The organism is Pseudomonas sp. M47T1 (assembly GCF_000263855.1).
In the GTDB taxonomy this organism is placed as follows: Bacteria; Pseudomonadota; Gammaproteobacteria; order Pseudomonadales; family Pseudomonadaceae; genus Aquipseudomonas.
In genome coordinates this window covers 54,243-73,673 of sequence record NZ_AJWX01000003.1, presented here as the reverse complement: position 1 = coordinate 73,673, position 19,431 = coordinate 54,243, and the positions used below count along the sequence as shown (strand labels likewise).

The following is a 19,431-nucleotide window of genomic DNA, read 5'->3' as shown; positions in this document are numbered from 1 at the left end:
ACGTCTCTACAGGATCTGGATGGTGGCGGCTTCTTTGTTTAGTGTGCCGCCCACTCGATCTTCGAGATGTCGACGCCGTCTTTGTACATGTCCCACAGCGGCGACAGTGCGCGCAGCTTGGTGACGGCCTCGCAGACTTTCTGCGCGGCGTAGTCGATTTCTTCTTCGGTGCTGAAGCGGCCAAAGGTGAAACGAATCGAGCTGTGAGCCAGCTCGTCGTTGCGGCCCAGGGCGCGCAGCACGTAGGACGGCTCCAGTGAGGCCGAGGTGCAGGCCGAACCGGACGAAACGGCCAGGTCCTTGAGCGCCATGATCAGCGACTCGCCTTCGACGTAGTTGAAGCTCAGGTTCAGGTTGTGCGGAACGCGGGCGGTCATGCTGCCGTTCACGTACAACTCTTCCAGGTGCTCGACCTGCTTGAAGAAGCGGTCGCTCAGGGCCTTGATGCGCACGTTCTCGCTGGCCATTTCCTGCTTGGCAATGGCGAAGGCTTCGCCCATGCCGACGATCTGGTGGGTAGCCAGGGTACCCGAACGCATGCCGCGCTCATGACCGCCGCCGTGCATGGTGGCTTCCAGGCGCACGCGAGGCTTGCGGCTGACGTACAGCGCGCCGATACCTTTGGGGCCGTAGGTCTTGTGCGCCGAGAACGACATCAGGTCGACCTTAAGCTTGGTCACGTCGATCTCGACCTTGCCGGTGGACTGGGCCGCGTCGACGTGGAACATCACACCGCGCGAGCGGGTCAGCTCGCCAATGGCGGCGATGTCGTTGACGGTGCCGATTTCGTTGTTCACGTGCATCACCGACACCAGAATGGTGTCGTCGCGCAGTGCCGCTTCGATCATGGCCGGAGTGATCAGGCCGTCTTCCTGAGGGTCGAGGTAGGTCACCTCGAAGCCTTCACGCTCCAGTTGGCGCATGGTGTCCAGGACCGCCTTGTGCTCGATCTTGGAGGTGATCAGGTGCTTGCCCTTGGTGTGGTAGAAGTGCGCGACACCCTTGATGGCCAGGTTGTCGGACTCGGTGGCACCGCTGGTCCAGACGATTTCACGCGGGTCGGCGCTGACCAGGTCAGCCACCTGGCGACGAGCATTCTCAACCGCTTCTTCGGCCTTCCAGCCAAAGACGTGGGAGCGGGACGCCGGGTTGCCGAAGTTTCCGTCAACCAGCAGGCAGTCGCTCATCTTTTGCGCTACACGCGGGTCGACCGGCGTGGTGGCGGAGTAATCGAGGTAAATCGGCAACTTCATTGAAATTCTCCTATCAGGCGGGCTAGCCATAGTCCCGACGTCATTCGACGAAGGACGTTTCGATCTTGTCCAGGCGCTGGCTCTTGGTGGTGTTGCAACGGCGCAGGTCCTGGCGCTGGGCGACCTCTTGCACTTCACGGCGAGTGACAAGGTCAGCCAGACTGATACCGCTCAAAAACTCATGGATTTGCTGGCTCAGGTCGCACCACAGGTGGTGGGTGAGACAAGTGTCGCCAGCATGGCAATCGCCCAGTCCCTGGCAACGTGTTGCGTCGACCGATTCGTTGACCGCATCAATGACCTGGGCCACCTGAATGCCTTCCATCTCGCGAGACAGCTGATAGCCACCGCCTGGCCCGCGCACGCTGGACACCAGGTTGCTGCGACGCAGCTTGGCGAACAGTTGCTCCAGGTACGACAGGGAGATGCCTTGGCGCTCGGAGATATCGGCCAATGAGACCGGCCCATGCTGCGCATGCAACGCCAGGTCAAGCATGGCGGTCACGGCGTATCGGCCTTTAGTTGTCAGTCGCATGGCGAGTACCACGAAAAAAGGGAGTAGCGGATTGCTTGCAAGTATGCAATTCCCGAGTATTTAAGTCAACTATAAGACCTACCACTTTAGTCGGGAATAGAGGTAAATCGGGCGGCGCACTATAGCACGGCTTTGATACCACGGCGCACCCTGCAGGAGCGGACCGTGTCCGCGAACGGAGCGACGCGCAATGCCCAAGGCTGCGCAGCGCCTGGTTCGCGGGCACGGCCCGCTCCTGCAGGATTGCGTTAGCGAGCTTCCACGGCAGGCCGTTCGACGTCACCCTTCACGCACTTGAAGTCTTCGTCATTGAGCTGCGGCAAGTCCTTGGCGCAGTAGTCACTGCCCATCCGCGTCATCGCCCCACACATATCCTCCAACCGCCCATCAACGGCGTGCAAATGGTCGAGCAACTGCCCGATGGCGCGAGCTACCGGGTCGGGCATGTCTTCGGTGACGCCGTAGGCATCAAAACCGATCTTCTCGGCCATGGCCTTGCGCTTGGCGTCCACGGCGTCATCGCTCTTGACGATGATGCGCCCTGGAATGCCCACCGCCGTGGCGCCGGCCGGCACCGCCTTGGTGACCACGGCATTGGAGCCGATCTTGGCACCGGCGCCCACGGTGAACGGCCCCAGCACCTTGGCGCCCGCCCCCACCACCACGCCGTCTTCCAGCGTGGGGTGGCGCTTACCCTTGTTCCAACTGGTGCCGCCCAGCGTCACGCCCTGGTAGAGGGTGACGTCGTTGCCGATCTCGGCGGTTTCGCCAATGACGATGCCCATGCCGTGATCGATGAAGAAACGTCGACCGATCTTGGCGCCTGGGTGAATCTCGATGCCGGTCATCCAGCGGCCGAAGTTCGACACCATGCGTGCCAGCCACTTGAAATCAGCCTTCCACAGCTTGTGCGCACCGCGGTGCAGCCAGATGGCGTGCATGCCCGGGTAGCTGGTCAGCACCTCGAAGGCATTGCGCGCCGCAGGGTCGCGATGGAATACGCTTTGAATATCTTCACGCAGACGTTCGAACATGGTCAGTCCTTCCGCTTATGCAGCTCACCACGGGCCGACTTTTGGGTTTCCGTGAGGATGCCGCGCAATATGTTCATTTCCGCCCGGTTGACCGAGCTGCGACCGTACAGGCGACGCAAGCGCGCCATCAGGTGCCGGGGGCTTTGCGGGTCGAGGAAGCCGATGTCCACCAGGGTGTGCTCCAAGTGTTCATAAAACCGCTCCATCTCGTCGCTGGTCGAGAGCTCTGCGCTCTTGACCGACGCCACTTCGACCTTTTCGGTCTTGGACGCCTGCCCTTCGGCTGCCAGCCAGGCCATACGCACTTCGTAAGCCAGCACCTGCACTGCCGCGCCCAGGTTCAGCGAACTGAAATCGGGGTTCGACGGGATATGCACGTGGAAATGACATCGCTGCAGCTCTTCGTTGGTCAGCCCTGCATGCTCGCGACCAAACACCAGGGCTATCTCGCCACCCTGGGCGGCTTCTTCAGTGCTTTTGGCGCCGCATTCGCGCGGATCCAGCAGCGGCCAGGGAATGCGCCGGTCGCGGGCACTGGTGCCCAGCACCATGGTGGTACCCACAAGAGCCTCTTCCAGGGTGGCGACTACCTGGGCGTTGGCCAGCACGTCATCGGCGCCCGAGGCACGGGCACTGGCCTCGTGAGAGGGGAAATCCAGCGGATCGACCAGCACCAGGCGCGACAAGCCCATGTTCTTCATGGCGCGCGCAGCCCCGCCGATGTTGCCGGGGTGGCTGGTGTTGACCAGGACGACACGAATATTTTGCAGCAAGGCGAGCGCTCACAGACACGGGGAAAGAAATGAAATCTTACCGAACCGCTACCGCTTACGCTACGAATGCTGACTACCCTCTTCTGCAAACCTACTTTTCTGCTAGAATGTTCGGCTTTCTTTAACGACCTAGGTGAAACGTCCATGCAGCCCATGCTGAATATCGCGCTGCGCGCCGCCCGCAGCGCCAGTGAATTGATTTTCCGCTCCATCGAGCGCCTGGATACCATCAAGGTTGATGAAAAAGACGCGAAGGATTACGTCTCTGAAGTCGATCGTGCGGCCGAGCAGAAAATCATCGACGCCCTGCGCAAGGCGTACCCTACCCACACCATCCGCGGTGAAGAAACCGGCCTGCACGCTGGCAGCGGCGAAGGCGCCGAGTACGAGTGGATCATCGACCCACTGGATGGCACCACCAACTTCCTGCGCGGTGTTCCGCACTTTGCCGTCAGCATCGCCTGCAAATACCGCGGCCGCCTGGAACACGCCGTGGTCCTGGACCCAGTGCGCCAGGAAGAATTCACCGCCAGCCGTGGCCGTGGCGCCCAACTGAACGGCCGTCGCCTGCGCGTCAGCAGCCGCAGCAGCCTGGAAGGCGCCCTGCTGGGTACCGGCTTCCCGTTCCGTGACAATCAGATGGCCGACCTGGACAACTACCTGGGCATGTTCCGCAGCCTGGTAGGCCAGACCGCCGGCATCCGCCGCGCTGGCGCTGCCAGCCTGGACCTGGCCTACGTGGCCGCCGGCCGCTTCGACGCTTTCTGGGAGTCGGGCCTGAGCGACTGGGACATGGCCGCTGGCGCCCTGCTGATTCAAGAAGCAGGCGGCCTGGTGAGCGACTTCACCGGTGGTCACGACTTCCTGGAGAAGGGCCACATCGTTGCCGGCAACATCAAGTGCTTCAAGGCAGTACTGACGGCCATCCAGCCGCACCTGCCGGCCTCGTTGAAGCGCTAAGCGTTCATCGGGCACAAAAAAAGCATCCTTCGGGATGCTTTTTTTATGCCTTTTTTCTGACCATTGTGGAAACAGGCCCTTGTGGGAGCGGGCTCTGCCCGCGAAAACCCCACCGCAGAACACCTGAAACACCGCGCTAGGTTCTTCGCGGGCAGAGCCCGTTCCCACGCAGGATCGGACCAAGGTTACTGCTGGGTCAGCACCAGTTGGCCATCCTTGTTCACCGGGATCTTGGACCCAGGATCACGATCCATCTTCACCTGCCCAACCTGGCCGTTCAGCTGGTACTTCACGTTGTAGCCCATGACCTGGTTACTGATGTCATTGACCGTGTTGCAACGGCTTTCCGTGGTGGTGTAGGTGTCACCGTTCTGCATGTGCTCTTGCACCTTGTTGCCCGCGTAACCACCACCTACGGCGCCTGCAACGGTCGCCAGGGTCTTGCCCTTGCCGCCGCCCACCAGATGGCCCAGCAAGCCACCACCGACCGCACCGATCACCGTACCGGCCACCTGGTGCTGGTCCTGCACCGGCTTGCGGTGCGTGACCGCCACGTCATGGCACTCTTTGCGCGGCGTCTTGATCTCTTGATTAATGGGGTCTACAGCCAGTACTTCAGCATACTCTGGGCCACTTTTCACGAGGCTGTAGGTCGCGACAGCACCACCGGCAGTCACACCGACAGCACCCAACACTGCACCAACCAGCAACGATTTGTTCACTTGAACCTCCTGACCTTCTTATACGGAACAAAGTCCGCGCTTCTCCCAGCCTTGGAGCACAAAAAAAGGCGCGAGTTCAAAACTCGCGCCTTTTCAGGGGATTAACGGTAAGCAGATCACATTATGGGCGATCGTCAACCTTATCCTTGGTGACCGGAGCCATCAGGTCTTCGCTGTTCAGGTTCAGCCAGATCAGCACCACGTTGGCGATGTAGATCGAGGAATAGGTACCTGCCAGCACGCCGATGAACAGCGAGATGGAGAAACCGAACAGGTTGTCACCGCCAAAGAACAGCAGCGCGGCAATGGCCAGCAGCGTCGAGATGGACGTGGCCATGGTTCGCAGCAGGGTCTGGGTGGTGGAGACGTTGATGTTCTCGATCAGCGACGCCTTGCGCAGTACCCGGAAGTTCTCGCGAACCCGGTCGAATACCACGATGGTGTCGTTGAGCGAGTAGCCAATGATCGCCAGCACCGCCGCCAGCACCGTCAGGTCGAAGGTGATCTGGAAGAACGACAGGATACCCATGGTCACGACCACGTCGTGCACCAGGGAGGCAATGGCACCTACCGCGAATTTCCACTGGAAGCGGAACGCCAGGTAGATCAATACGCCGCCCAGGGCCATGAGCATGCCCAGGCCGCCCTGGTCACGCAGCTCTTCACCCACCTGCGGGCCGACGAACTCGGTACGGGTGACCTTGGCCGGGTTGTCGCCACCCACCTTGTGCAGGGCGTCAGCAACTTGCGCGCCCAGCTTGGGGTCATCGCCAGGCATGCGCACCAGCAGGTCGGTGGTGTCACCGAAGCTCTGCACGATGGCTTCATGGTAGCCGGCTGCGAACAGCTCGCTACGCACCTGGGTGAGGTCGGCCGGCTTCTCGTAGTTGAGCTCGATCAGCGTACCGCCGGTGAAGTCCAGGCCCAGGTTGAGGCCCTTGTGGAACCAGCTGAACAACGCCAGCGCCGTGAGGAACAGTGTGAAGGCGAACGCAATGTTGCGAACGCCCATGAAGTTGATGGTACGTTTCATGGCAGCCCCTTAAATCCACAACTTCTTGAAGTCACGACCGCCGTAGATCAGGTTGACCATTGCGCGGGTCACCATGATGGCTGTGAACATCGAGGTAAAGATACCCAGGGACATGGTCACGGCGAAGCCCTTCACCGGGCCGGTGCCCATGGCGAAAAGAATGCCGCCTACCAGCAACGTGGTCAGGTTGGCGTCGACGATCGCAGTGAACGCGCGGCCGAAACCTTCGTTGATCGCACGCTGCACGGTCATGCCGGCGGCTATTTCCTCGCGAATACGCGAGAAGATCAGCACGTTGGCGTCCACCGCCATACCCATGGTCAAGACGATACCGGCAATGCCCGGCAGGGTCAGGGTTGCACCCAGCACCGACATCAGGGCCAGCAGCACCACCATGTTCAAGGCCAGCGCCACGGTGGCGATCAGGCCGAAGAAGCGGTAGATGGCCATGATGAACAGCGACACGAACAGCATGCCCCACAGGGATGCATGGATACCCTTGGTGATGTTGTCAGCACCCAGGCTTGGGCCGATTGTGCGCTCTTCGGCAAAGTACATCGGCGCAGCCAGACCACCGGCGCGCAACAGCAGGGCCAGTTCCGACGACTCACCCTGGCCATTCAGGCCGGTGATGCGGAATTGGCTGCCCAGCGGCGACTGGATAGTTGCCAGGCTGATGATTTTCTTCTCTTCGGCAAAGTCCTGTACGGCCACGTCTTTCTCGACGCCGTCGACCGTCTGCTTCTCGTAACGAGTGAACGGCTTCTGCTCGATGAAGATCACCGCCATGCTGCGACCGACGTTGCTGCGCGTGGCGCGACTCATCAGGTCTCCGCCGTGGCCATCAAGCTTGATGTTCACCTGTGGCTGGCCGTGCTCGTCGAAGCTGGCCGAAGCGTCGGTTACCTGGTCACCGGTGATGATCAGGCCGCGCTCAACGGCGGCTGGCGGACGGCTGCCATCGCGAAACTCGAAGGTTTCGGTGGTAGCGCGGGAATCATCCGGGCCTGCGCCCAGGCGGAACTCCAGGCTGGCGGTCTTGCCCAGGATGCGCTTGGCTTCGGCAGTGTCCTGCACGCCTGGCAGTTCAACCACGATGCGGTTGGCGCCCTGACGCTGCACCAGCGGCTCGGCCACGCCCAATTCGTTGACGCGGTTGCGTACCGTGGTCAAGTTCTGCTTGATCGAGTATTCACGGATCTCGGCCAGCTTGGCCGGCGTCAGCGCCAGCGACAGCACCTGCAGCTCACCCCGGGTGGAGGTGGTCAGGTCGAAATCGGTATAAGTCTTGCGGATCACAGCCTGAGCCTGGGCCAGGGTGTCGGCATCGGCGAAGCCCAACTGAATGGCGCCAGCCTGCTGAGGCATGCTGCGGTAGCGGATCTTTTCCTTGCGCAGCTCGGTCTTGACGTCGCCTTCGTAGATTTTCAGGCGCGCATCAATGGCCTTGTCCATGTCCACGGCAAGCAGGAAGTGCACACCACCGGACAAGTCCAGGCCCAGCTTCATCGGGTGCGCGCCAATGTTGCGCAGCCACTGGGGCGTGGTGGCCGCCAGGTTCAGCGCCACGACGTAGTCGTCACCCAGGGTTTTGCGCACAACGTCCTTGGCAGGCAGTTGGTCGTCACGCTTGGCCAGACGCAGCAAACCGCCCTTGCCATTCTCGGCCAGCGTTGCCGCCTTGACCTCGATACCGGCATCGGTCAGCGCCTTGGCGCTGCGGTCCAGATCAGCCTGAGTGACCGCCAGCGCAGAGCTTGCGCCCGACACCTGGATGGCCGCGTCGTCAGGGTAGAGATTGGGTGCGGAATAAATAAAACCGACCGCCAGCACCGCCAGGATCAGTAGGTATTTCCACAGAGGGTATTTGTTCAGCATCACGCCGCCCGTTCAAGACGCGGGGCGCCTTGCGCGCCCCGTCGATTGGTAAAAGTCTGAAACTTAGATCGCTTTGAGCGTGCCTTTCGGCAGGGTCGCGGCAATGGCGCCCTTCTGGATTTTCAGCTCTACGGTGTCCGACACTTCAATCACCACGAAGTCGTCGGTAACCTTGTTGATCTTGCCGGCGATACCGCCAGTGGTCACAACTTCGTCACCTTTTTGCAGGTTGCCCAGCAGGTTTTTCTGCTCTTTGGCGCGTTTGGCCTGTGGACGCCAGATCATCAGGTAGAAGATGACCAGGAAGCCGACCAGGAAAATCCACTCGAAGCCGCCGCCCATTGGGCCTGCCGCTGCCGGTGCACCAGCATCGGCCAAAGCATCAGAGATAAAAAAGCTCATTTAGCACTCCAGTTGCAAAATTGTTGACTCAAAGGGTCACGAAATCAGTCCAAAGGCGGCGTGACAAGCCCGCGTTTGGCGTAGAAGGCATCGACAAAGGCGGCCAATGTACCTTGTTGAATAGCCTCGCGCAAACCAGCCATCAGCACCTGGTAATGACGCAAATTGTGGATCGTATTCAACATGCTCCCCAGCATTTCACCGCACTTGTCCAAATGATGGAGGTAGGCGCGGGAGAAGTTCTGGCAGGTATAGCAGTCGCAGGTCGGGTCCAGCGGCGAATCATCATGGCGATGGAACGCGTTGCGGATCTTCAGCACGCCGGTGTCGATGAACAGATGCCCATTGCGGGCATTGCGGGTTGGCATCACGCAATCGAACATGTCCACACCGCGGCGCACACCCTCAACCAGATCTTCCGGCTTGCCAACACCCATAAGGTAACGAGGTTTGTCAGCAGGCATCTGGCCTGGCAGGTAATCCAGCACCTTGATCATTTCATGCTTGGGCTCGCCTACCGACAGGCCACCAATGGCCAGGCCGTCGAAGCCGATCTTGTCCAGCCCTTCCAGCGAACGCATGCGCAGGTTTTCATGCATGCCGCCCTGGACGATGCCGAACAGCGCCGCGGTGTTGTCGCCGTGGGCGTTCTTGGAGCGCTGGGCCCAACGCAGGGACAGCTCCATGGACACACGCGCCACGTCTTCGTCAGCCGGGTACGGGGTGCATTCATCGAAAATCATCACCACGTCGGAGCCCAGGTCGCGCTGGACCTGCATGGACTCTTCGGGGCCCATGAACACCTTGGCGCCGTCCACCGGGGAGGCGAAGGTCACGCCCTCCTCCTTGATCTTGCGCATGGCGCCCAGGCTGAACACCTGGAAACCGCCTGAGTCGGTGAGGATCGGGCCTTGCCACTTCATGAAGTCGTGCAGGTCGCCGTGGGCCTTGATCACTTCCGTGCCCGGGCGCAGCCACAGGTGGAAGGTGTTGCCCAGGATCATCTGCGCGCCGATGGCCTCGATGTCGCGTGGCAGCATGCCCTTGACCGTGCCATAGGTGCCCACCGGCATGAACGCCGGGGTTTCCACCACGCCACGCGGAAAGGTCAGGCGGCCGCGACGGGCCTTGCCGTCGGTAGCCAACAGTTCGAACGACATACGACAGGTGCGACTCATGCGTGATCCCCTGGCGCTGCATCGCTAGGACCGCGCGGCGCCAAATTGCGGGTGATGAACATGGCATCACCGTAACTGAAGAAGCGGTAACCGTTGTCCACCGCCGCCTGATAGGCAGCCATGGTCTCGGGATAACCGGCGAAGGCCGACACCAGCATCAACAGCGTGGATTCCGGCAAATGGAAATTGGTGACCAGGCAATCGACCACATGGAACGGCCGGCCCGGGAAAATAAAGATATCGGTGTCGCCACTGAACGGCTTCAACACACCATCGCGCGCGGCGCTTTCCAGCGAGCGCACGCTGGTGGTGCCCACGGCCACCACACGGCCACCACGGGCCTTGCAGGCATTTACCGCGTCCACCACGTCCTGGCTCACTTCCAGCCACTCTTTATGCATGTGGTGGTCTTCAAGCTTCTCCACGCGCACCGGCTGGAAGGTACCGGCGCCCACGTGCAGGGTCACGAACGCGGACTCCACGCCCTTGGCCTTGATCTGCGCCAGCAGGCCTTCATCAAAGTGCAGGCCGGCCGTAGGCGCCGCCACCGCGCCAGCACGCTCGGCGTACACCGTCTGATAGCGCTCGCGGTCGGCGCCTTCATCGGGGCGGTCTATATAAGGCGGCAACGGCATGTGGCCAACGCGGTCCAGCAACGGCAGCACTTCTTCATTGAAGCGCAACTCGAACAGCGCATCGTGGCGGGCCACCATCTGGGCCTCACCCCCGCCGTCGATGAGAATCATCGACCCCGGCTTGGGCGACTTGCTGGAACGCACGTGGGCCAACACCGAATGGGTGTCCAGCACGCGCTCCACCAGAATCTCCAGCTTGCCGCCGCTGGCCTTCTGGCCAAACACGCGGGCAGGAATGACCCGGGTGTTATTGAACACCATCAGGTCGCCGGGGCGCAGGTGCTCCAGCAAATCAGTGAACTGACGATGGGCCAGCGCACCGCTGGGCCCGTCCAGGGTCAACAAACGACTGCCATGACGCTCGGCCAACGGGTGGCGTGCAATCAGGGAATCGGGAAGCTCGAAGGAAAAATCGGCGACGCGCATGATGGTGTTCGGTTTGACAGGGCCGCGAAGTTTAGCTCAAAACACACAAATTGACCACGCAAGAGAGTTGACCAACGGTCGAGGCCTCTCTATACTCCGCGGCCATTGAGCCCTGATGGCGGAATTGGTAGACGCGGCGGATTCAAAATCCGTTTTCGAAAGGAGTGGGAGTTCGAGTCTCCCTCGGGGCACCAAGATTCAAATCCCTTCTACCGGGGATTGCAGCAAAAAAACCGACCTTGAGTCGGTTTTTTTGTGTCTGGGCTTTGGTTGGAGCCGCCATTCCCCGCCACCTCATGCCGAACCCACAAGGCTGGCAACGCCTATCCATCAGGCCATGGCACGTTGCAACCAACTGTAGGAGCCGACCTTGGTCGCGATGCGCCGCGCGGGCGGCGCTCGATCTCAAGAACGCCATAAAAGCCCAAGGCATGCACCCGGTCCCACACAGTATGGGGCGGTGAGCCTTCAGGTGGATGTCTTGGGATTTTCTGCGCTCTTGAGATCGAGCGCCGCCCGCGCGACGCAACGCAGCCTTCGACAGCTACAAGACGGCGCCGTCTGCATCGCCGCCAAGGCCGGCTCCCACCACGGACGGCGTAGGAGCCGACTTTAGTCGCGATGCAGGCAACACGGTTTCAAGACAGTTACTGCGACAGACAGTTGCTACTACATTTGAGCGAAAGCCTCCTCAAGATTCCGCAACGCCTCATCGATCTTATATTGAAGCATCAGGGCTGCGGAAAGCCGAACCATTGCTTCAAAGACAATATGTCCTGAAGGAATTTCACATTGCGAGACACATCGTCCGCAAAAACTGCCGGCCCCGTATGCGTAGAGCCTATAGAAAACGCCTCGATCCTCACGATTCAAACCAACTGTGAAGTGAGTCACCTCTTGACCAGGAGCAGCGATGTCAGGCAGCGAAAATTCCAGGACGTCATCAAATGGAACAAACATAGCCGATGCCGGCATAACAAACAAACTGGAAATATCCAGCGCTTCTTTTACAAAATCCAATTTCGGAGTTGAGTATTCATGCTCGATAATATTCCGCACACCCACAACTTTGCGCAGAAGACTAGGCGTCAACAGACCAAGCGCCTTCAATTGATCAAGCTTTTTGGGAACGGCCCACCTAAGCGACCGATACCCAAACGAAATCAGCAATTGGTCAACCTGACAGACTATTGCCCGCTTCGCATTGGTAGTTGCGTTGACAAGCGCCGACAGACCACCTCTTTCGAAGTCTTCCTCTGCCAGCATCAAGAATTCTATCGGAGACGTTCCAAGCTTCGTCATTGTGAATCCGCCACCCCCCAAGGCGACTCCAAACTTTCGAACATCTATTTCATGACTATCACAAAGCTCTTTAATATCCATATCAACACCTGATGAAAATCTGAATTAACGTAACCGCCTGACCAACGTAGCAGGCACGACGATATGTAGCCGGAGCCACGCTTGCACGGAACCCTCATGACCGTCACTCCAACCGCCGCCTACCCACCGCAACCTAATATCTAGCCATTGAAGTAGACCCACGGCCCCAAAAATCTGTACCATCCACGCTGGGACAATCTCCCAAGCGGGCTTGGCGGCCCCAAACGATATAGGCGCAACGAGCCGAAACCTAGCTCCCTGGCCCAGCTCAGGAGCAACGCTATGGCGAATTGCGCAGGGACCCCTCACGGGGTGCCGGTTCCTATATCGCCGGTCCGCCAACCTTGTGCAATTTGCCACCCTAAACCTGCTTGGCGGCAGGCGGCGTGGCTTCACCGATATAGGGAAATAGCTATGACCGATCCAACCCCGCTCCAAACCCAAGGCCAAACCACCTTTGCCCCTTGCGGCCCCACCGCTTCCCCACTGTTCACCGTCAACCCCGACATCCCGCTCGTGGACGCGCTGGCCCACAGCTCCAACCTGCAACTCATCGCCAACCAACTGATGACAGACGCCGCCATGGGCGACGACGGTCCTCATCTGGCGTGGGCAGCGGCTTACCTGGGGGAGATGGCACAGGCGATCGTGCATGATCTGACGATACCGGTGGCACACAACAGCGCAGTTTGATCGCGTTGTGACGCTGGGCTGGATTAGCGGCTGGTTTGGCGTTTTGGATTGATTGGGGATTGGCCGGGTTCGGCTGTAGGGCCAGCGCAGCCTGGCGGCAGCGGCTACAGATGCCAGTCAGCCATAGTGATACCGGCAGAAAATGCGCGTGTCTGCGTGCCCTTTACCCGTGAATCGCAGGTGCCGCAGGAAAGCGGCAATCGACCATGATTTGAGAAACAAAAAAAGGACCCTTGAGAGTCCCTTTTTGTTTCGCCGTAGCGCTCATCAGAAAGCTGCAGCGCGATATTTGAAGCTGGAAACGAGACTCGAAACAGTCCGCGAAACACAGAGAAACAAGACCAGAGAGAAGCAGCGCGACCGAAGCCGGTAAGATTTCCCCCGCTCAGATACGAAAATGGCCCCGCAGAGCGGGGCCATAAATACTTACCTAGTGTCATCACCAGCATGAGCCATAAGGACTTCTGGGAGAGGACGGGCTAGGGCTGCAGCACTAATATAATCGGTCACGCCAGGATGCGCAAATTTGAGCAACGCGATAGCAGAATCAGTCCTTGAAAGCCTTTTCTCCAAGCCCAGGATCGCCCGCTATGCAGTGAATCCTCGTGGGGCTGCTGCTTCGGTTGCTTACCTGTACAACCTGCAGTTGGCAGAGTCGATCATGCCCTGCCTGCACATTTTAGAGGTAGCCCTGCGCAATGCGATCGACAGGCAGCTGAAAGCCAGATACGGCAGGACAGACTGGTGGAGCATTGCACCAACCCTTACCCCGAAAGAAATCGAAGTAATTTCCAGCGCCCAGCGGAACATTCAGATGAAGCGCCATGCGGCCACGCCTGACCGGATCGTGTCCGAGCTGAGCTTTGGGTTTTGGGTGGCTCTTTTCAACCTTCGCCACGAGTCAGAGCTGTGGAAGGAACTGCGACTGGCCTTTCCTCGCTGCCCCAAGAACAAACGAAAGCGGACTGAAATCAGCAAGGCTCTCAACATGGCGAGAGACCTCCGAAACCGCGTCGCTCACCATGATGCTCTGCTCTGGTTGCAGCCGGATATGCAGCATGGCTATCAGGTTTGCCTTGAGGTGATCGGATGGCTTGATCCGCAATTAAAGGCTTGGCTACGGACCGTTTGCAGATTCCCGGTGTTGTGGGGAAACTGGATGAACTGCCCACTGCCAAGGAGCGAATGACCGCAATTGTCCGAGCCAGCCGCCGACAAACCGAGGGGCCAACTGCCGCCAGAACCAAGCTATCACGCCTGCCACTGAAACATGTCCCGTGTCGCTTGGACCGGCTCGTTCCCTGAATTGATCTTTCTCACCACTCCCGGTAGCCTTGAACGGTTGCCCAATGGCGACCGAGCTTGGCGGCTCGACCAGCAATAAGGCGCAACAACGCCGCACCTCACCATCGCAAGCACCCCTCCGTGCCCGCGATGCTGTGTTATGGCGGGTTGCGCAGGGACTTCCTCGGAAGTGCCGGTTTGCCTATTGCCCGGTCCGCCAACCTTGTGTAACCCGTCACCCTTCTCCTGCTTGGCGGCAGGTTGGGTGATGATCCATCTTGCGATAGGAGATTCACCGATGACCAATCCAACCCCGCACCAAACCCAAGGCCAAACCACTTTTGCCCCTTGCGGCCCCCACCGCCACCCCACTGTTCACCGTCAACCCCGACATCCCGCTCGTGGATGCCCTGGCCCACAGCTCCAACCTGCAACTCGTCGCCAACCAACAGATGACAGACGCCGCCATGGGCGACGACGGTCCTCATCTGGCGTGGGCAGCGGCTTACCTGGGGGAGATGGCACAGGCGATCGTGCATGATTTGACGATACCGGTGGCACACAACAACGTAGCTTGATCGCGTTGTGACGCTGGGCTGGATTAGCGGCTGGTTCGGCGTTCTGAACAGGCGGAGCGACCTCACCACCGGCGCTTGGACAACTGCGCCCCTGCGTCACCTGGTCCTGCAAAACCGACCCCGATTGCCTTCCACCAGCTTCAATCCTGAACGGGATATTTCGCACGTGCCCACAGTAATCAGTGCGCCGACCACAACCGCAAACCGCATTCCATTCACCGGTGCAAGCCCAGGCGCCACAGCCTCGATCAGTCGTTTGGAGTAATGTCATAAGGTGCATTGGCAACAAAAAGATTAAGCCAAGTGCCCTGCCACTCCGGAACTCCCAGAGAAAACGATTTGCGCGCCTTATGAAACGTGACCCAGGTAATGGACAATTCACCCTCCGTTTCAAACGGCGAACGCATATCCAAGAGCGAGGCCGCAAAAAGGGGAGTGCGGTAAGCTTCACCCGGGCGCGTGGCATCCACCACCCTCAGGAAGACCTTGTCATGAAAAGGGAACAATATCCCGCCAAGGGTGACACTTTCGATCAGGTAGTCGCCTTTGGGGCTGCGCAGTGTAAAATCCGCCTCTTTATTCAATTGCCTGAAAAACTCACCCCCTGCCGCGACAACAACCACCACGATGGCAAGAGAAAAAACCTTAACCCTTTTGAAGATAGTCATTTGATCGCAATGACCATAGGTGCAGTTAGTTTATTATATAAGATGTCAGAGTAAACCGTAAAGTCCCCGCCAGCTTTATGCCGATCTCTATATTTCTGAAAGCTACTATTTTGTATAAGATAATACCTGCCCTCTTCAAATTGCCTGAACGTCTGGCTTGACGTTGCGTCATCCTGAAACAGGGATTGATAGCCGACTAGCCTCTCTTGCTGCGTAATCATGTCATTCTTTGAAAGCGCTTCGCCGGCACTGAGGGCAATACCGTCAAAATTCCAGAAGCCCAGCGGCTGGCTGATCAGTGTATTGTCCTCGAAATCGTAGCTGTCTTCGGCATAAAACCCGATGGTGTCAGCTACCAAGCTTACGCCCTGAGCGTCAATCACCACGTCCCCTTCGGCGACGACGCGCATATTGAAGTTGGCCAAGGCACCACGCAAGTCATTCAAGTCGTCATCGCCCTCCTGATTGAATTCCACGACTCGGCTATTGGAATAACCAAACGCCTCTGCCTTGGAGGCAACTCCACTGAACCGAAGTGGGTAGCAGCCTGGCGCCTTGCCTGCAGAGAATGCTGCAACATGCCGTTTAATCTCAACCTGAGCGCTGGAGTTGTTCCAATTCGCCTCGAGCACCTTGATGACTTCCTGGCCGCGGGGGTAAGTGACCACCCAGTTCATTTTTACGATCGTTTCCTCAACATACTGAGCAGGAGGTGGCAGTTGATGCGTTTTCACTTCCCGCGTCATGCCACCGTTGGGCGTATTCCAAGGCTTGCCTGCAAACCAATGCCTCATTAGCGCAGCCGAGACCGGCCAGCCAATTTTGTCCATCGCGGCGGGAATATCAGTGATCTTGAATTGCCGCGATTGCACCTCCGTACCTTGAGTATTACTGCTAGGGCTCAACGTCGATTTAGCTGTCTCATTTGCCATAGCCTTTCCTCAAGCAATCACTACTTCAGTTTGGGGTTCATATTCCAGATGCACGCTTTCTGCCTGCGCAGCGGCGATTGATTGGGTCTTCCCCTGACTATCAGTGATACCTTTGAGAACTTTTCCGGAAGCGGTCGTCAGCTGGTAACGGCGCCCTGCAAGCGGCTCGCCTGACTCATTCTTGAGCACGAAGTGCTCATTGAAATGACCAGGCATCGGTGCCAACCCGCTGAATGGCGCAGGCACGAACGTGTCACCGACAATGATGGTGCCTGCCCCCGTGATGATTTGCCCGCCATGGTCCGTTGCGCTGCCCAGAAATGCGATTGGCTTTCCGTTGACGAATACGGTGGACATCCCCTCGGTAATGGATGCTCCGCAACTGCAGGTGTCGCCAACAGTGGCCACAGGCATGCCCTCGAAAATCACATTGGGTGAACCGCTTGAGATGGGGTTTGGCGCATGACTGGAAATGGGGCAAGAGTGCGTATCAGAAATGCGAGCCGCTGGTTTTGCGGACATGGGGAAGCTCCTTTTCGAAGATCGTCCTACCTTGGACGCTGGCGCAGCATTTTACAGTGAGTGCAGTCATTGATAAACCGGGCCACGCGCGGCCTGTTCATTGCCAAGCAGCCGTTGAGATGCAGCGCTGCTCGGTGGGTGCTGCACTGGCGTGGGCGGCGGGCGATCTGGGGAAGATGGCACAGGCGATCGTGCATGATTTGACGATACCAGTGGCACGCAACGGCGCAGTTTGATGGCTTTATATCGACGGAGTGTGGCTGGCCGATGCGGATTCGGGTATCGGCGCGCCGATCCCCGCAGAGTTAGCAGACGCACTAAGAGGGCAAAGCTTTAATGGGTTCGATACATTCAGATCGGCGTTCTGGAAAGCCGTATCGACTTCCAGGTTTGCGGACCAATTTGCCCCACAGAACACCGGGCGCATGCAAACAGGCAGGGCGCCTCGGGCACGCAAAGCAGACCGGGTGGGCGGAAGGCTATCGTACGAACTTCATCATGTCCGTAAGGTATCCGAAGACGGCGGTGTGTATGACATCGATAACCTACGAGTGAACACTCCTAAAAACCATATTGACCTTCACCGGAACCAGTAGGCCCGTCATGACTGACCCACTTCTGAAAGACAGCTTGTCTGATTACACCGAAGCTGAATTCACCCGACTCCTGGAAGCACTTGCCGCCGAAGATCTCAACGGAACCACTGATGACAAAGCAGACCGGTTGCTGCTGCACTTTGAGAAAGTCAGCCAACATCCTTCAGGTTCGGACCTTATCTATTATCCAGAGCCAGGCGCTGACAGCTCTCCTTTGGGTGTAGTACGCATCGTCAAACAATGGCGCGCGGCGAATGGATTACCCGGTTTCAAAGAAGATTGATATTCCCGGAAATTGCCAACAGCGCTACCTTCTTTTGGAAGGATCATAGGGTCTGATCCGCAGTCAAAAATGATTGTCCATCCGCCCCCTACACGCTACCCTTCCGCCGTCGCCAACCAGCGACACGGACTTGGCGGTCCGTTCAGAACGCGCAATACCCCCAATCCTCACCCAGGCGGCTTATCCCTGCCCGGATGCAGATCTATGGCGGGTTGCGCAGGGACTTGTTCGCAAGTGCCGGTTCGTTCTGTCCGGTCCGCCAACCTTGTGCAATCCGTCACCCAAACCTGCTTGGCGGCAGGCGGTGCCGGTCTAAACCTACAGAACGGATACTACTCAATGACCAATCCAACCCCGCACCAAACCCAAGGCCAAACCACTTTTGCCCCTTGCGGCCCCACCGCCACCCCACTGTTCACCGTCAACCCCGACATCCCGCTCGTGGATGCCCTGGCCCACAGCTCCAACCTGCAACTCGTCGCCAACCAACTGATGACAGACGCCGCCATGGGCGACGACGGTCCTCATCTGGCGTGGGCAGCGGCTTACCTGGGGGAGATGGCACAGGCGATCGTGCATGATTTGACGATACCGTTGGCACACAACAACGTAGCTTGATCGCGTTGTGACGCTGGGCTGGATTAGCGGCTGGTTCGGCGTTTTGAGCGTATGGCATGCACCTACCACAACGCCGCCATGCCGCTGACTGGAGACCACTCGCCGAACAATGCTTCCTTTCCCGGTATCAACACTCGATGAACCATGATGCCAACGAAGCGCCACCCAGCAACGCCCACACACAATGGCAAGGCGACCTATGGCTTGGGCCCGACTACTGCCTGATCGCCGGCACTGCGGGCACTACCCACACGCACGCCCACTACGCCCATCAAGTGCTCATCGCCCTTGAAGGTGACGTCCAGGCATTGATCGACGGCCAGCTGCACTGCGGTCAGGTGCTCGTCATCGAATCAGGCCAGGAACACGCCATTGCAAACGTCAAACCATCGGCAATCACGCTGTTCGCCGAGCCGCTGGCGTTCGACCTGCAGGCTTTGCGTGATTGCTGCGCGAGTGCGGGTGCGGACCTGAACCGCCTGGCTGAAGGCATGCAAAATCTGCCCCGCCGTGCCTTGGACCCTCGCCTGGCAAAAGCACTGGAACGGATTCGCGCTGTGGGGGATGACGCGTTGCCGGCTGAACGGTTGGCGTATGCCGCGTCGCTGTCGGTCAGCCAGTTGGAGAGGTTGTTTACCGGCACGCTGGGGATTTCGGTAAGGCGCCTGGTGCTGTGGCAGCGATTGCGGCAGGCGACAAAGCTGGCGTTGTTGGGCAGTAACCTTACAGCAGCGGCCATGGCGGCTGGTTTTGCGGATTCGGCGCATTTGTCGCGCAGTATGCGGCGGCAGTTTGGGGTTCGGGCGGATCAGACGTTGCGGCATCTTCGACTGAGGGTGCTGGACTGATGGCTGGAGCGCTTGGTAACCGTTAAGTATTCGAACGCCTGAATCTGGCTGTCGAGCAACGTACAAGCCGGAGCTCGGTTTTTATCCTGCATCGGTATGCACTGAAGGTCTGTGCGTATCCACTGGCCAGCCCAGCCTGGCGGCGGATGGCCGCCGCGCAGCTGCACATCCACCCTCCACAAGGCAGTTGCTGCTTC

22 protein-coding genes and 1 tRNA gene are annotated in these 19,431 nt (G+C 59.0%); 9 read left to right on the top strand and 14 right to left on the bottom strand.

What is annotated here, in order from left to right:
• Window positions 1-38: 38 nt before the first annotated feature.
• From PMM47T1_RS04240 to trmJ, 4 genes are all read right to left on the bottom strand, one after another.
• The gene (locus tag PMM47T1_RS04240) at window positions 39-1,253 is read right to left on the bottom strand and encodes an IscS subfamily cysteine desulfurase (RefSeq protein ID WP_008366127.1); all 1,215 of its coding nucleotides are present in this window, start codon (window positions 1,251-1,253) and stop codon (window positions 39-41) included.
• 40 nt (window positions 1,254-1,293) lie between these two features.
• Entirely contained in the window at window positions 1,294-1,788 is a 495-nt protein-coding gene (gene iscR, locus PMM47T1_RS04235) for a Fe-S cluster assembly transcriptional regulator IscR (RefSeq protein ID WP_008366125.1), read from the bottom strand.
• Window positions 1,789-2,036: 248 nt separating this feature from the next.
• A complete protein-coding gene (cysE, locus tag PMM47T1_RS04230) occupies window positions 2,037-2,822 on the bottom strand; it encodes a serine O-acetyltransferase (protein WP_008366123.1) in 786 nt (261 codons plus the stop codon).
• Between the two features lie 2 nt (window positions 2,823-2,824).
• Complete coding sequence (trmJ, locus tag PMM47T1_RS04225; protein WP_008366121.1) at window positions 2,825-3,595, bottom strand: tRNA (cytosine(32)/uridine(32)-2'-O)-methyltransferase TrmJ; 771 nt, start codon at window positions 3,593-3,595, stop codon at window positions 2,825-2,827.
• 144 nt (window positions 3,596-3,739) lie between these two features.
• Between trmJ and suhB the strand changes: the two genes are divergently transcribed.
• Entirely contained in the window at window positions 3,740-4,555 is an 816-nt protein-coding gene (gene suhB / locus PMM47T1_RS04220; RefSeq protein ID WP_008366119.1) for a type III secretion system regulator SuhB, read from the top strand.
• A 185-nt stretch (window positions 4,556-4,740) separates the two neighbouring features.
• Here the strand turns inward: suhB and PMM47T1_RS04215 are convergent, their stop codons facing one another.
• The 6 genes from PMM47T1_RS04215 to queA all read right to left on the bottom strand — a co-directional run bounded on the left by PMM47T1_RS04215 (window position 4,741) and on the right by queA (window position 10,829).
• The gene (locus PMM47T1_RS04215; protein ID WP_008366118.1) at window positions 4,741-5,277 is read right to left on the bottom strand and encodes a glycine zipper 2TM domain-containing protein; all 537 of its coding nucleotides are present in this window, start codon (window positions 5,275-5,277) and stop codon (window positions 4,741-4,743) included.
• Between the two features lie 121 nt (window positions 5,278-5,398).
• Complete coding sequence (secF, locus tag PMM47T1_RS04210; RefSeq protein WP_008366116.1) at window positions 5,399-6,310, bottom strand: protein translocase subunit SecF; 912 nt, start codon at window positions 6,308-6,310, stop codon at window positions 5,399-5,401.
• 9 nt (window positions 6,311-6,319) lie between these two features.
• Entirely contained in the window at window positions 6,320-8,188 is a 1,869-nt protein-coding gene (gene secD, locus PMM47T1_RS04205) for a protein translocase subunit SecD (RefSeq protein WP_008366115.1), read from the bottom strand.
• A gap of 63 nt (window positions 8,189-8,251) precedes the next feature.
• The gene (yajC, locus tag PMM47T1_RS04200) at window positions 8,252-8,590 is read right to left on the bottom strand and encodes a preprotein translocase subunit YajC (RefSeq protein ID WP_008366112.1); all 339 of its coding nucleotides are present in this window, start codon (window positions 8,588-8,590) and stop codon (window positions 8,252-8,254) included.
• 44 nt (window positions 8,591-8,634) lie between these two features.
• Window positions 8,635-9,750 (bottom strand): tRNA guanosine(34) transglycosylase Tgt, encoded by a 1,116-nt coding sequence (gene tgt / locus PMM47T1_RS04195; protein ID WP_008366111.1) that lies wholly within the window; start codon window positions 9,748-9,750, stop codon window positions 8,635-8,637.
• Window positions 9,751-9,764: 14 nt separating this feature from the next.
• Window positions 9,765-10,829 carry a tRNA preQ1(34) S-adenosylmethionine ribosyltransferase-isomerase QueA gene (queA, locus tag PMM47T1_RS04190; protein ID WP_008366109.1) on the bottom strand — a complete coding sequence of 355 codons (1,065 nt, stop codon included), beginning with the start codon at window positions 10,827-10,829 and terminating at the stop codon, window positions 9,765-9,767.
• A 109-nt stretch (window positions 10,830-10,938) separates the two neighbouring features.
• Between queA and PMM47T1_RS04185 the strand changes: the two genes are divergently transcribed.
• Window positions 10,939-11,023 (top strand) — tRNA-Leu (locus tag PMM47T1_RS04185).
• Between the two features lie 475 nt (window positions 11,024-11,498).
• Here PMM47T1_RS04185 and PMM47T1_RS04180 read toward each other — a convergent pair.
• On the bottom strand, window positions 11,499-12,212 hold the full coding sequence (locus PMM47T1_RS04180; protein ID WP_008366108.1) for a hypothetical protein: 714 nt from the start codon (window positions 12,210-12,212) through the stop codon (window positions 11,499-11,501).
• Between the two features lie 414 nt (window positions 12,213-12,626).
• Between PMM47T1_RS04180 and PMM47T1_RS04175 the strand changes: the two genes are divergently transcribed.
• The 3 genes from PMM47T1_RS04175 to PMM47T1_RS04165 all read left to right on the top strand — a co-directional run bounded on the left by PMM47T1_RS04175 (window position 12,627) and on the right by PMM47T1_RS04165 (window position 14,767).
• Complete coding sequence (locus PMM47T1_RS04175; protein WP_008366105.1) at window positions 12,627-12,905, top strand: DUF3077 domain-containing protein; 279 nt, start codon at window positions 12,627-12,629, stop codon at window positions 12,903-12,905.
• A gap of 526 nt (window positions 12,906-13,431) precedes the next feature.
• Complete coding sequence (locus PMM47T1_RS04170) at window positions 13,432-14,094, top strand: Abi family protein (RefSeq protein WP_008366104.1); 663 nt, start codon at window positions 13,432-13,434, stop codon at window positions 14,092-14,094.
• A gap of 436 nt (window positions 14,095-14,530) precedes the next feature.
• Window positions 14,531-14,767, top strand: coding sequence for a DUF3077 domain-containing protein (locus PMM47T1_RS04165; protein ID WP_008366101.1), 237 nt, complete (start codon window positions 14,531-14,533; stop codon window positions 14,765-14,767).
• A gap of 248 nt (window positions 14,768-15,015) precedes the next feature.
• Here the strand turns inward: PMM47T1_RS04165 and PMM47T1_RS04160 are convergent, their stop codons facing one another.
• From PMM47T1_RS04160 to PMM47T1_RS04150, 3 genes are read right to left on the bottom strand one after another with little or no spacing between them, the layout of a single operon-like run.
• Window positions 15,016-15,435 carry a hypothetical protein gene (locus PMM47T1_RS04160; protein WP_008366099.1) on the bottom strand — a complete coding sequence of 140 codons (420 nt, stop codon included), beginning with the start codon at window positions 15,433-15,435 and terminating at the stop codon, window positions 15,016-15,018.
• Complete coding sequence (locus PMM47T1_RS04155) at window positions 15,432-16,367, bottom strand: DUF6402 family protein (protein ID WP_008366096.1); 936 nt, start codon at window positions 16,365-16,367, stop codon at window positions 15,432-15,434. The genes PMM47T1_RS04160 and PMM47T1_RS04155 overlap by 4 nt, the downstream gene beginning before the upstream one ends.
• A gap of 9 nt (window positions 16,368-16,376) precedes the next feature.
• Window positions 16,377-16,889, bottom strand: coding sequence for a PAAR domain-containing protein (locus tag PMM47T1_RS04150; protein ID WP_043300715.1), 513 nt, complete (start codon window positions 16,887-16,889; stop codon window positions 16,377-16,379).
• Between the two features lie 254 nt (window positions 16,890-17,143).
• On the opposite strand from PMM47T1_RS04150, the gene PMM47T1_RS30660 reads away from it, so the two are divergent.
• From PMM47T1_RS30660 to PMM47T1_RS04135, 4 genes are all read left to right on the top strand, one after another.
• Complete coding sequence (locus PMM47T1_RS30660) at window positions 17,144-17,485, top strand: HNH endonuclease signature motif containing protein (RefSeq protein WP_008366092.1); 342 nt, start codon at window positions 17,144-17,146, stop codon at window positions 17,483-17,485.
• A 7-nt stretch (window positions 17,486-17,492) separates the two neighbouring features.
• Window positions 17,493-17,768, top strand: coding sequence for a bacteriocin immunity protein (locus PMM47T1_RS28845; protein WP_008366090.1), 276 nt, complete (start codon window positions 17,493-17,495; stop codon window positions 17,766-17,768).
• A 339-nt stretch (window positions 17,769-18,107) separates the two neighbouring features.
• On the top strand, window positions 18,108-18,386 hold the full coding sequence (locus tag PMM47T1_RS04140) for a DUF3077 domain-containing protein (protein WP_008366089.1): 279 nt from the start codon (window positions 18,108-18,110) through the stop codon (window positions 18,384-18,386).
• A 137-nt stretch (window positions 18,387-18,523) separates the two neighbouring features.
• Window positions 18,524-19,234 (top strand): helix-turn-helix domain-containing protein, encoded by a 711-nt coding sequence (locus tag PMM47T1_RS04135; RefSeq protein WP_008366087.1) that lies wholly within the window; start codon window positions 18,524-18,526, stop codon window positions 19,232-19,234.
• Window positions 19,235-19,431: the final 197 nt, after the last annotated feature.